At 34.4% G+C, this 12,455-nt stretch carries 10 protein-coding genes; 8 read left to right on the top strand and 2 right to left on the bottom strand.

The annotated features are described in order from the left end of the window. Window positions 1–20 precede the first annotated feature (20 nt). Window positions 21–1,436, bottom strand: coding sequence for an amino acid permease (locus M4Z11_RS02835; protein ID WP_249675958.1), 1,416 nt, complete (start codon window positions 1,434–1,436; stop codon window positions 21–23). Between the two features lie 1,553 nt (window positions 1,437–2,989). Further along, the gene (locus M4Z11_RS02840; protein WP_249675962.1) at window positions 2,990–4,879 is read right to left on the bottom strand and encodes a peptidyl-prolyl cis-trans isomerase; all 1,890 of its coding nucleotides are present in this window, start codon (window positions 4,877–4,879) and stop codon (window positions 2,990–2,992) included. Window positions 4,880–5,034: 155 nt separating this feature from the next. Between M4Z11_RS02840 and tpiA the strand changes: the two genes are divergently transcribed. The 8 genes from tpiA (at window position 5,035) to pdhA (ending at window position 12,445) form a co-directional block, all read left to right on the top strand. Beyond that, complete coding sequence (gene tpiA / locus M4Z11_RS02845; RefSeq protein WP_249675965.1) at window positions 5,035–5,799, top strand: triose-phosphate isomerase; 765 nt, start codon at window positions 5,035–5,037, stop codon at window positions 5,797–5,799. Between the two features lie 79 nt (window positions 5,800–5,878). Next, window positions 5,879–6,316 carry a preprotein translocase subunit SecG gene (secG, locus tag M4Z11_RS02850; protein WP_249675966.1) on the top strand — a complete coding sequence of 146 codons (438 nt, stop codon included), beginning with the start codon at window positions 5,879–5,881 and terminating at the stop codon, window positions 6,314–6,316. Window positions 6,317–6,457: 141 nt separating this feature from the next. Then, a complete protein-coding gene (gene pyrG, locus M4Z11_RS02855; protein ID WP_249675969.1) occupies window positions 6,458–8,086 on the top strand; it encodes a CTP synthase in 1,629 nt (542 codons plus the stop codon). A 35-nt stretch (window positions 8,087–8,121) separates the two neighbouring features. Continuing rightward, window positions 8,122–8,958 carry a 3-deoxy-8-phosphooctulonate synthase gene (gene kdsA, locus M4Z11_RS02860; RefSeq protein WP_249675971.1) on the top strand — a complete coding sequence of 279 codons (837 nt, stop codon included), beginning with the start codon at window positions 8,122–8,124 and terminating at the stop codon, window positions 8,956–8,958. Window positions 8,959–9,040: 82 nt separating this feature from the next. Beyond that, window positions 9,041–10,309: a phosphopyruvate hydratase gene (eno, locus tag M4Z11_RS02865; protein ID WP_249675974.1), complete on the top strand. Its 1,269-nt coding sequence runs from the start codon at window positions 9,041–9,043 to the stop codon at window positions 10,307–10,309. Between the two features lie 112 nt (window positions 10,310–10,421). Continuing rightward, entirely contained in the window at window positions 10,422–10,826 is a 405-nt protein-coding gene (locus M4Z11_RS02870; RefSeq protein ID WP_249675977.1) for a TM2 domain-containing protein, read from the top strand. Between the two features lie 125 nt (window positions 10,827–10,951). Next, window positions 10,952–11,293 (top strand): FtsB family cell division protein, encoded by a 342-nt coding sequence (locus tag M4Z11_RS02875; protein WP_249675981.1) that lies wholly within the window; start codon window positions 10,952–10,954, stop codon window positions 11,291–11,293. A gap of 111 nt (window positions 11,294–11,404) precedes the next feature. Then, on the top strand, window positions 11,405–12,445 hold the full coding sequence (gene pdhA / locus M4Z11_RS02880; protein WP_409337881.1) for a pyruvate dehydrogenase (acetyl-transferring) E1 component subunit alpha: 1,041 nt from the start codon (window positions 11,405–11,407) through the stop codon (window positions 12,443–12,445). Window positions 12,446–12,455: the final 10 nt, after the last annotated feature.

The raw sequence follows: 12,455 nt of genomic DNA on the forward strand, positions 1-12,455 counted from the left end.
TAAAAGAAATTATCCTTTATTTATTTGATGTATAAGTTTCTTTTTTTTTTGATAGAGTCTTTTTTTCCAAAAATAGAATACATGATTCCTAAGAAAATAAACCACAGTGGAGTGCATTTTAAAGCTGTTAAGGTATCAGATTCTAGTGTCAATAAAAAAAGAATAAAGGCAAAGAAAGCTAAAATAATCCAACACATAAAAGTACCTCCTGGCATTTTATAGGTAGAAGTAATGTGCTGCATAGGATAGTTGCGACGATAAATCATATAACTGATTAAAATTATAGACCATACAAATATAAATAAAATTGCTGCAATGGTGGTGATAATTGTAAAAGCGCTTATAATTGTTGGTGATAATAACAAAAGTGTATAACTTAATAAGACACATAAACAAGAGAAGAACAGTGCATTAGCTGGAACATAATTGTTAGAAAGTCTTCCTAAAAAACTAGGAGCTCCCTGTCTAGTAGCAAGACCGTATATCATACGGCTAGTAGAAAAAATTCCACTATTTGCAGAAGATACAGCTGATATGAGAACAATAAAATTAACTAATCCAGCAGCAGTTGGAATACCTGCTAGCAAAAACATATCGACAAATGGGCTTTTATCTGCAGCAATTTGATTCCAAGGTGTAACTGACATAATTACAATGAGAGAAAAGATATAAAAGAGTACGATACGGATAGGGATTGAGTTGATCGCTTTTGGCAGGACTTTTTCCGGTTCTTTGACTTCAGCTGCAGTGATTCCAGCTAGTTCAATACCCACGAAAGAAAAAATACTAATTTGAAATCCGGCAAAGAAACCTGCAATACCTCGAGGGAAAATATCTCCATCATTCCACACGTTACGGAGAGAAGAAACGGTACCATGTGGAGAAATGAAGCCAATAAAGATCATATAAGATCCAATAACGATTAATGCTAAAATTGCTACAATTTTAATAAGGCCAAACCAAAATTCAAGTTCACCAAATAATTTTACTGCTACAAGATTAAATATTAAAAAGAAAACAATACAGATGAAAACAGGAAGCCATGGATTAAGTTCGTACCACCAAAATTGTGCATAATTGGCTATTGCGATAATATCTGCTGTTCCAGTTACAATCCAACATAACCAATAAGTCCAGCCGATAAAAAATCCAATCTTTGGTCCTAAAAAATGAGCTGAAAAATCAATAAAAGACTGGTATTCTGTATTTGAGAGAAGCAATTCTCCCATAGCGCGCATTACAAAATAAAGAACGCAACCGATAATGGCGTAAACTAATATGATTGAAGGACCAGAGATACTAATTGTTTTTCCTGAACCCATGAATAGACCGGTTCCAATAGCACCGCTGATAGCAATGAGTTGTACATGGCGATTGCCCAATCCGCGTTGTAATTTTCTTTGATGATTTTCAGCTAAATTTTGTTTATAGTCCATTTTTATGAAGACCTCCTTATTATTAAGGCTAAATTACGCTAAAAAAGGCAATTACTCATATAGACGCATGATATAAGTGAGTCGTAAAAAAGAAAACATTTTTAATGATTTTAAATGATTTATAAATTCAAAAAAATGAGGTGAGCTGATGATGATTTTGTTATTTTATTTGGATGAGTAACAATAAAAACTTAGATATAGTACTTTAACTACTCTTTGGAGGTTGAATTGTTTTTTTCTGGGGTCTGAGATAATGCATAAATATCATTCTCGTTTATATAGAAAGAACTATTTTCATGCTTATCAATATTATAGGCTTGTATTAGGATTATTATTTTAGCATTATACACTTAAAATTTAAAAAAAAGCAATAAAATACTTTTTGTTTTTTATCGTTAATATTCTAGGAAGGAATAAGTACTCTTCAATAAAATAGCAGATTTATGAATGAAGCAGTTGAAGATTAAGAGTCATATATATATTAGTTATATTAGTTTATAATTTCCTCTTTTATAAATTAAAGTGGCTAAAGCTAATTGTAGTAATGATTTCGCTTGTTATGTTTATGGGAATAGGAGTATTACAAGCTATAAGAGATAAAATTTGTACATATCAAGTCAAGAAAATTTTTCTAAAAAGGTAAGTAAATCGAGTATAGTTTTGAAGAAAAATAATATTAATATTACTAATGATAATGCAAAAAAGCGTAAATTATGCTCTGCTAGTATTAAGTCAAGAAAAAGTTATGCTGAGGAGGAAGAGTATAGGTTTATCGGATTTTTTTATAGAACTTGAAACGAAGAGGCACTAATTAATATACAGGGATAAATAATTAGAGAAAGTTTTCCTAAATTGAAAGTTAAAGCTATTGTTCTACAAGTTTCGAGCTATTTTCTTTTCCCTATATGTTTTTAGTTAATACTTTTTTGAATAGGGAGTAAGTCTCAGTGACAAGTTATATTATTCTTTTTATTGCAGTATAATTTCGGATACTTACCAATCTCTCAATATTTGGGAAAGCTCGTAATGTTTGTTATTTCGGTTAGGGAGATGTAATTGATAATAGTGTGTGATTGGTAGTTATTTACTAAAATTATGATCATTTCTGAAAAAGAGCATGTTCGATATATTTAGTTTGATTAGAATCTACTCTGAGGATTAATATCTAATTATTTAATATAACGTGTAATTCTATCATGACCTTTTATTTAGCACAAGTTTTTTAAAGTAGGATTCTCTAGACTAGTTTTTCAGTTGAAATATACTATACAATACTAATTCATTTATTAGGAAGCTATTCAAGAAAATTAAAAAGAATATAAAAGGGGTAAAATAGATCAACAACTACAATAATTATAATATCTTTTACTTAGTTAGCCGTTATTGCTCTTTATATTCAGCAATTATTCATCACAAGGATAATTAAGGTTTCGTTGAAGATCTTTATATAAAACCAAATTGATGTATATTATATCAATAGTTTATGATAAATGTGACCATTGGGGTAGACGAATATATATATTTAGACAAGAAAAAATTATAATTTTAATACTTTATTGAAAATTATTGAAAATCCGAGTGTAATTAGAGTTATTAATTTCTATAGGATATTCTTTATTTGCAGCTTGTAACATTTCTAATTTTAAATCTTCTCTTATCATCATATCTATATTAGTACGTATATCAGGTAAAAGAGTATGAGCTGTAATATCTTCAGGTATGATTGATGTCGTTATTTTATAAACAATACGATTTGCTGCATTTACGCCTTTTACTACGCCGTAATGATCTTTGGTGCCATAAAAAAGTGCTTTAACTCCTTCAACGCCGAAGATTTGTGATGAGTCTTGGCGTCGCAGAGCTGGAGTTGTTTGTTTTATAATACCAAGCTCCGTTGCAAGAGCATCAAGACTTTTTCCTTTAGCTAGTTGTTTGAGAGTATCTTGAGCTTTTTCATCAAGAAGACGCTGAATTTCTTCTTCTTTCCATTGAATAATAACGTTTTGTTTTACTTCTGAAAGTGTTCTATCACGGGCAGGAATAATCGTATCTACTTGATACCAGAGATATCCTCCTTCTGGAAGAGAAAGTGGGTCCATATCAATACCTTCATCTGATTGATAAATAGCATTTAATAAAATATCTTTTTGAGGTAAGTCTGTGAGTGATATTCCTTCAGTTGTCTTTCCTGTTTTATCAATAGTAATTTTGCGTAGAGGCAATTTATATTGTTTTGCCAGCTCTACAAGAGAAGCACCTTCAAAACGAGCATTTTCAATTTCTGTATACTTATTACGTACATGAGTTGTAGCATAGTTTTTGGCAAGTCTTTGGCGAATCTCCTTTTCTACCTTTTGAAGGGGAATTTGAGTTGAAGGCGTAATATGGGCAACGCGAATAATTACAGGACCTTGCAGATCATTAATGACAGCACTAATTTGTCCTTTTTCGAGCTCAAAAATCTCAGATGCTAAATGATTAGGAAGTTCATTTTCTGCTAGAGGTCCCTTCGTTATATCACTGAGGTTTTTTTTCTCTTCTTTAACTAAGGCATCAAAACTTAAGCCCTCGGCTATTTTTTTTGCTGCATTATCAGCGGCTTCGCGTGTAGAGAAACGCAGTTCCTCAATTATACGTTTTTCAGGAATAATAAAACGCGAAGCATTTTGAGTATAATAAATCTGTATTTCATTTACTGAGATGTCTTGTGGTTTTAAAAATTCCTCTGATGTTATAGATAATAAAGAGACAGTACGATATTCTGGAGCACGAAATTTTTTCTTGTGAGTATCAAACCATTTTTCTAATATCTCTTGATCAGGATCAGCAACTTTTTCCTCTTTTTTTAGATCTATAACGAGGTAATCAGCGATGCGTTTTTCTTCGTAATAAGTAGCAAGTGCTTTGTAGAAAATATTTGGTGTTTTCATACCAGATAGTGAAGCTAAAATAAGCTGATTACGTTTTTCTTTTTTTGTATAATAATTTAAGAAATTCCTTTCGTTAGTATTTAGTTGTTGGAGATAGTTGAGAAATAAATCGCGATTAAAGGCTCTATTACGTTGAAAAATATTGTCGTTACCAATGATACGGGCTAGCATATCTTTTGAAAGATTAATTTTCATTTTACGCGCTTGTTCATCAAAAAGGACATCCTGTTGCAATTGGTTTAGCACAAAAATGGGAATTTTGTATTTCTGTATTTCATCTGGTGTAAACATTCGTCCAAGATGAGAAGTAATAGCTAAACGTAAACTTTGATCAGCAAGTGCGAGACGATAATTATCAACAGTTATTGTAGATTTTCCAGAAGTAAGCAGCTCCTTTTCATTCATTATATGCAATTGTGGTACACCCCATAGAAATATAAAGCATAAAAGCAAAGTGGTAAGAAAAATCTTGGCAACCCAAGAATTTACAGCATTTCTTATGGTTTCAAGCATTATTCAATTAATCCTATAATTGGGTATATTGATTATTAACAGTGATAGAATTTGCAATAAAGATGAAGAAGATGCAAGCTTAAAGACTTGCTTTTGTTGTATAATTTGATACTTAACGCAAAAAAATGTATTAAGATAGCCTTTGAGGTGAAAATATGGCTTCGGATCTCCAACCTTTGATTGCTGGAAATTGGAAAATGAATGGAACAGGCGAATCTCTTGGAGAGCTGCGGGCTATTGCTGCTGGTGTTAGCTCTGATTTGGGTCGTTTGTTTGAGGCACTTATTTGTGTTCCAGCCACACTTTTGTCACGTGCTTCTGATATATTACATGATGAAAAGCTTCTTTTAGGAGGACAAAATTGCCATTTTAACAGGAATGGCCCTTATACTGGAGATGTTTCAGCATTTATGCTTAAAGAGGCTGGAGCTAGTTATGTTATTATTGGACATTCAGAACGCCGTATAGCCTATCATGAAAATGATGCTGTTGTTTGTGCTAAAGTAAAAGCTGCATGGCGAGAAGGTCTTGTTTCTCTTGTTTGTATTGGTGAGACGTTAGAGGAACGTGAAGATGATAAGGTATTTGACGTTATCAAACAGCAGCTTGAGGATTCTTTGCCAGATGGTTCAACAGGAAAGAATACAGTTATCGCTTATGAGCCGGTGTGGGCTATAGGTACCGGGAAAATTCCTACTTTGACAGATGTTGAGAAGATCCATAATTTTATTCGTGAAAAGATTAGCTTTCGCTTTGGTGATAATGGGTATAAAATACGCTTGCTTTATGGTGGATCAGTAACGCCGTCTAATGCATTTGAGCTTTTGAGCATTCCCCATGTTAATGGTGCTTTGATTGGTGGAGCAAGCTTAAAAGCAGTTGATTTTTTAAATATTTGCGATGTTTATCGTAGATTATAAGGAGTAAATCATAATTACCTCTTGGATTATACTTAATTTGTGTGTAGGTAGTTGTGAGTAATTATAAAGAGCAAAATTTATGCAAACAGTACTAATTGTTATTCATTTTTTGGTTGTTATTGCTTTGGTTGGTGTTGTGTTACTTCAGCCTTCGGAAGGCGGTGGATTTGGTGGTGGTTCAGGCTTTATAAATACCCGTGGTACCAAAAGTGCATTGACGCGTTTGACGACTCTTTTAGCAATTTGTTTTTTCGCAATATCAATTGGACTTATTGTGGTTGGAAATTTATCAAATTCTGATTCTGATATTCTCAATCGTATTCCAATTAACTCGGGACAAAATTCAACAAAAGAGAATACGTCAGAGAGTACACCATCAGCCGGGGATGAAGTTCAGCCTTCTATTATTGATCAATTGGGTGGTATTCCTGCATCTTCTCAACAACAAAATGGCTTAACTGTACCTAAAAATGAAGATCCACTTCCTCCACCAGTGGGTAATTCGATTTCTAAATAATAAGCCTAAGTGGTTTTATATAAAATTGATATAGATCATTATGAGGTATTGTTTTTCCGCATTTTTGTTTTGTGAAATTAAAGATTGTTTTTTCATTTTTTACTAGAAAAATCATCATGAATTATTTATCATCACAATCCCATGGCACGTTATATTTTTATTACTGGTGGTGTGGTTTCTTCTCTTGGGAAAGGCATTGCTGCGGCAGCTTTAGCCGCATTACTTCGGGCTCGTGGTTATCACGTACGGATCCGAAAACTTGATCCTTATTTAAATGTTGATCCAGGAACAATGTCGCCTTATCAACATGGTGAAGTATTTGTTACTGATGATGGTACAGAAGCAGATCTTGATCTTGGCCATTATGAGCGTTTTACTGGCTGTTCTACGAATAGCCAAGATAATATTACGACTGGGCGTATTTATCGCAATATCATTGAACGAGAACGGCGTGGTGATTATTTAGGAGCAACTGTTCAGGTTATTCCACATGTTACAGATGAAATTAAGAAATTTATTACTACAGGTAATGAAGAGTTTGATTTTATTTTGTGTGAAATAGGTGGAACCGTTGGTGATATTGAGGCTATGCCTTTTCTTGAGGCAATTCGTCAGTTGCATAATGAATTGCCAAGGCAAAGTGCTATTTATGTACATCTTACATTAGTGCCCTACATTTCTTCTTCAGGAGAATTAAAGACAAAGCCTACACAACACTCCGTTAAAGAGTTACGAGCAATTGGTATTGCTCCTGACATTCTTTTAGTACGTACAGATCGATCTATTCCAGAAGCAGAACGGCACAAGCTATCGCTTTTTTGTAATGTTCGTCCAAGTGCGGTTATTCAGGCATTAGATGTTCCAACGATTTATGATGTGCCTATGGCCTATCATAAAGAAGGCTTAGATTTGCAAGTTCTTTCTACTTTTGGAATTGATTGTGCTCCTGAGCCAAAAATGGATTGTTGGGAAGATATTACACATCGGATTCATCATCCTGAAGGAGAAGTTACAATTGCAATTGTTGGAAAATATATTGGTTTGAAAGATGCTTATAAATCTCTTATCGAGGCGATTGTACATGGTGGGTTAGCAAATAAAGTAAGGGTTAATGTTGAGTGGATTGAAGCAGAGCTTTTTGAAAAAGAAAATCCTACATCTTATTTAAAAAAAGTTCATGGGATTTTGGTTCCTGGAGCTTTTGGCGCGCGTGGTGCAGAAGGTAAAATCGAAGCGATTCGATTTGCACGAGAGAATAAGATTCCCTTTTTAGGTATTTGTTTGGGTATGCAATTAGCCTGTATTGAGGTTGCACGCAATGTCGCAAATATTAAAAATGCTTCATCAAGTGAATTTTGCAAAACAAAAGATGCAGTTGTGGGTTTAATGACCGAATGGTTTAAGGGAGATGTTTTTGAAAAGCGCACTGCATTTGGAAATCTTGGTGGCACAATGCGTCTTGGTTCTTTTGTGGCTGAATTAAAAAAAGGTAGCCATATTTCAAAAATTTATGGCACTACAAAGATTTACGAGCGGCATCGTCACCGTTATGAGGTGAATATTCATTATAAAGATAGACTAGAGCAATGTGGATTAATTTTTTCTGGTATGTCGTTAGATGGCATGCTGCCAGAAACAGTAGAATATCTAGATCATCCATGGTTTATAGGTGTTCAATATCATCCAGAATTAAAATCGCGTCCATTTGATCCTCATCCACTTTTTTCTTCTTTTATTAAAGCTACTATAAAGCAAAGTAAGTTAGGGTAGTTTATAAATTTATTTGCCTACTTTCGAGGAATGAAATGTTTAAATCAGACATCACCGTTAAAGTTGGAAATGTTATTTTTTCAAATGAAGCACCGCTTTCTTTAATTGCAGGTCCTTGTCAAATGGAGAGTCGAGATCATGCATTTGAAATGGCGGGACGGATTAAAACAATTACTGATCAGTTTGGTATTGGCTTTGTTTATAAATCTAGTTACGATAAAGCCAATAGAACATCTTTAAGTGCGACACGTGGTATTGGTCTTGAGAAAGCAATAGCTATTTTTTCTGATCTTAAAAAGGAATTTGGATGTCCAGTTTTGACTGATGTGCATACAGAAGAGCAATGTATGGCAGTTGCTTCAGTTGTAGATGTTTTACAAATACCAGCTTTTTTATGTCGTCAAACAGATCTTTTAGTTTCAGCAGCTAAAACGGGACGTGTTATTAATATTAAAAAGGGACAATTTTTAGCTCCTTGGGATATGGAAAATGTCTTAGAAAAGGTAACTAAAAGTGGTAATCCTAACGTTATGCTTTGTGAGCGAGGCACTTCATTTGGTTATAATCGTCTAGTTTCTGATATGCGTTCATTGCCAATTATGCGTTCATTTGGTGTTCCTGTTATTTTTGATGCTACGCATTCTGTGCAGGAGCCAGGTGGTAGAGGGAGTTCATCTGGTGGACAACGTCAGTTTGTTGAAGTATTAGCACGTGCTGCCGTTTCTATTGGAGTAGCCGGTATTTTTTTGGAAACACATCAAGATCCAGATAATGCGCCGTCTGATGGTTTGAATATGATCAAAATTGATAATTTATACAGGTTACTTGAAATTTTGATAGATTTTGATTGTTTAGCAAAAAGAACAAATTAAATATCGAGCATAGGAAGTATTTTAGCATTATGCTATTTGTGGATAAAGTTAATAAAGATTTTCGTTGGATGAGGGACTTCGTATGACTGTAATTGTAGGTGTTATTGGGCGTGAGGTTCTTGATAGCCGCGGTAATCCAACTGTAGAAGTTGATGTTCACTTAGAAGATGGAGCTTTTGGTCGTGCTATTGTTCCTTCAGGAGCATCGAGGGGTGCGCATGAAGCTTTAGAACTTCGTGATGGTGGTCTACGTTATCAAGGTAAAGGTGTTGAAAATGCTGTTGCTGCAGTTAATGGTGAAATTTTTGAGGCCCTTATCGGACAAGATGCAAGAAACCAAAGAGCAATTGATCAAACAATGATTGCTTTGGATGGAACACCTAATAAAGCTCGTCTTGGTGCTAATGCTATTCTTGGTGTTTCATTGGCAGTTGCAAAAGCCGCAGCAGAATCATTAAACTTACCTTTGTATCGTTATATTGGTGGTACGCAAGCGCATGTTCTTCCCACTCCAATGATGAATATTATGAATGGGGGTGTTCATGCTGATAATCCAATCGATTTTCAAGAATTTATGATTATTCCAATTGGGGCACCTACACTGAAGGAAGCAGTTCGTTATGGTGCTGAAGTTTTTCATATGTTAAAAAAACATTTGCAAAATGCAGGCTATAATACCAATGTTGGTGATGAAGGTGGCTTCGCACCACATCTTAGGAATGCTAGTCAAGTAATTGACTTTATTTTAGATTCTATAATATCATGTGGATATAAACCGGGCGAACAAATTGCTATTGGTTTAGATTGTGCTTCAACAGAGTTTTATAAAGATGGTTCATATTTTTACACAGGTGAGAATAAATATCGTAGTACACAAGAACAGATAAAATATTTGACTCAACTTGTTGAGACTTATCCTATTATTACAATTGAAGATGGGATGGCTGAAGATGACTGGGAGGGTTGGAAGTTGCTGACCGATTCGATTGGTAAAAAATGTCAGCTAGTGGGTGATGATCTGTTTGTCACAAATTCAGCACGTTTACGCAATGGTATCAAAATGGGTGCGGCTAATTCTATTCTTATTAAAGTGAATCAGATTGGTACTTTAAGTGAGACTCTTGATGCTATAGAAATAGCCCATAAAGCAGGTTATCGTGCTATTATTTCTCATCGTTCAGGTGAGACAGAGGATTCTCTGATTGCGGATCTTGCAGTTGCAACTAACTGTGGACAAATTAAAACAGGTTCATTGGCGCGTTCGGATAGATTGGCGAAATATAATCAACTTATTCGTATTGAAGAAATGCTAGGAACACAGGCTCGTTATGCAGGTAATTTTTATCATTAATGGTTTTTAGCAGAAAGATAGAAAAACATTGTATTTTAAATATAATTTATACTGATAAATTTAAGTATTTATGCACAGCATTTTAATGTACCAATTTTTTTGAGAGGTAAGAATGAGGGGTATAGTTATTAGCCAAGAACAGGGCGTTTGTCTTATATCAGGTGATGATGGTAAGCGTTATCAATTTGCAATTTGGGATTGGTTAGGAAAAAGTCCACCACAAATTGGCGATTATCTTGATTTTGTATGTGAAGGTGGAGTTGTTAGGTCTGTATTTCCGATCTTAAAAAGGGAAACAAAGCAATTAAAATTGATGCTTGCACTTATTTGTTGGTTTACTGGTATATTTGGTACTCACCGCTTTATAGTTGGTAAAGTTGGAACTGGTATTGTAATGCTTGTTTTTTCTTTATCAGTTGTAGGGTTAATAGTTACTGCAGTTTGGGCGATTATTGATTTTGTCTTTATTTTAGCAGGAAGCTTTACTGACAAAAATGGAAATAAAATTACACATTAGTAGAGCTTTATTATGGTAAGATAGCTTAAAAATAGCAATAGATTACTTGTATATGGTTGTTTTGGTAATGAGGTGTTAATTAAAGTAATGCATAGTTGAGACAAATATTAACAAGACTGTGCTGTATGTGGACAAAACAAAAACAGAGATCAATAAAAGCGCGCTTTATATTACCACTGATAACAGTGGGAGTGGTGAGTTATTTTAGTTATCATATTTATCATGGAAAATATGGACTTTATTCACGTAGCAAAATTAATCAACATATCATTGAGTTAAAAGAAGAACTTCATCAAATAAAAACTGAGCGGATATCTATTGAAAAACGTATTTCTCTTTTACGTGATGGGCATATTGAGAAGGATATGCTCGATGAGTATGTGCGGAAAAATTTAAATTTTTCCAAGCCTAATGAGCTAACAATTTTAATTTCTCCTACTGATCTGAATGCACTAGAAATTAATTAAGCTAAAAAAGATATTTTAACAGTTACTATAGTATAGTTTGAACTGATTTATAATGCTTGTAACTTTTATTCGTAGAGGTTATTTCTAATAATCATCGAAGGGAGTTTAAGTATGGTAGGACAGGCTAAAAAAAATTCTATGTCGACAGTGTATGCTACATCATCAGATACCACTAAAACGGCAAAGATAGCTAATTTCACCAAAGAAGAAGAAATTGATGCTTATCGTGAAATGCTTTTGATTCGGCGTTTTGAAGAAAAAGCAGGACAACTGTATGGTATGGGCTTGATTGGTGGCTTTTGTCACCTTTATATCGGACAAGAAGCTGTTATTACCGGTACATTAAAAGCAACAAAAGTAGGTGATCAAATTATCACATCTTATCGTGATCATGGTCATATGTTAGCTGCTGGTATGAGTCCACGTGGTGTGATGGCAGAATTAACGGGGCGTCAGGGTGGTTTTTCCAAAGGGAAGGGGGGCTCGATGCATATGTTTTCTAAGGAAAAAAATTTTTATGGGGGACATGGTATTGTTGGTGCGCAGGTTCCAATTGGCTCAGGTTTGGCATTTTCGAATCAGTATCTTGGTAAAGATAATGTGACATTAGTTTATTTTGGTGATGGAGCTGCAAATCAAGGACAAGTTTATGAGAGTTTTAACATGGCTTCGCTTTGGAAGCTTCCTGTTGTTTATATTATTGAGAATAATCAGTATGCTATGGGAACATCTGTTTCACGTGCATCTGCAGAGACTGATTTTTCTCGTCGGGGTCTTTCTTTTGAGATTCCAGGCATTGCCGTTGATGGTATGGATGTTCGTGCAGTGAAAGGGGCTGCTGATGAAGCAATTATTTGGGCACGTTCAGGTAAAGGACCAATTATTCTTGATATGCAGACTTATCGCTATCGTGGCCATTCTATGTCTGATCCAGCGAAATATCGATCAAAAGAAGAGGTAGAGAAAATAAAATCTGAGCACGATCCGATTAATCAAGTAAAAAGTCGTTTGATTAAACAAGGTTGGGCAAGTGAGGATGATTTAAAATTTATTGATAAAGAAGTACGTGCAATTGTGGCTGATGCAGCCGATTTTGCACAAAATGACCCAGAGCCAGATTCTTCTGAACTCTATACTGATATTCTAGTTTAAAACAGGGGAA

Source organism: Bartonella bilalgolemi, assembly GCF_023500045.1.
In the GTDB taxonomy this organism is placed as follows: domain Bacteria; phylum Pseudomonadota; class Alphaproteobacteria; order Rhizobiales; family Rhizobiaceae; genus Bartonella; species Bartonella bilalgolemii.

Coding starts and splice junctions, on each gene's coding strand:
- eno (WP_249675974.1), top strand. CDS start 9,041: ATGACTGTAATTGTAGGTGTTATTGGGCGTGAGGTTCTTGATAGCCGC.
- pyrG (WP_249675969.1), top strand. CDS start 6,458: ATGGCACGTTATATTTTTATTACTGGTGGTGTGGTTTCTTCTCTTGGG.
- M4Z11_RS02875 (WP_249675981.1), top strand. CDS start 10,952: ATGTGGACAAAACAAAAACAGAGATCAATAAAAGCGCGCTTTATATTA.
- pdhA (WP_409337881.1), top strand. CDS start 11,405: ATGGTAGGACAGGCTAAAAAAAATTCTATGTCGACAGTGTATGCTACA.
- tpiA (WP_249675965.1), top strand. CDS start 5,035: ATGGCTTCGGATCTCCAACCTTTGATTGCTGGAAATTGGAAAATGAAT.
- M4Z11_RS02870 (WP_249675977.1), top strand. CDS start 10,422: ATGAGGGGTATAGTTATTAGCCAAGAACAGGGCGTTTGTCTTATATCA.
- M4Z11_RS02835 (WP_249675958.1), bottom strand. CDS start 1,436: ATGGACTATAAACAAAATTTAGCTGAAAATCATCAAAGAAAATTACAA.
- M4Z11_RS02840 (WP_249675962.1), bottom strand. CDS start 4,879: ATGCTTGAAACCATAAGAAATGCTGTAAATTCTTGGGTTGCCAAGATT.
- kdsA (WP_249675971.1), top strand. CDS start 8,122: ATGTTTAAATCAGACATCACCGTTAAAGTTGGAAATGTTATTTTTTCA.
- secG (WP_249675966.1), top strand. CDS start 5,879: ATGCAAACAGTACTAATTGTTATTCATTTTTTGGTTGTTATTGCTTTG.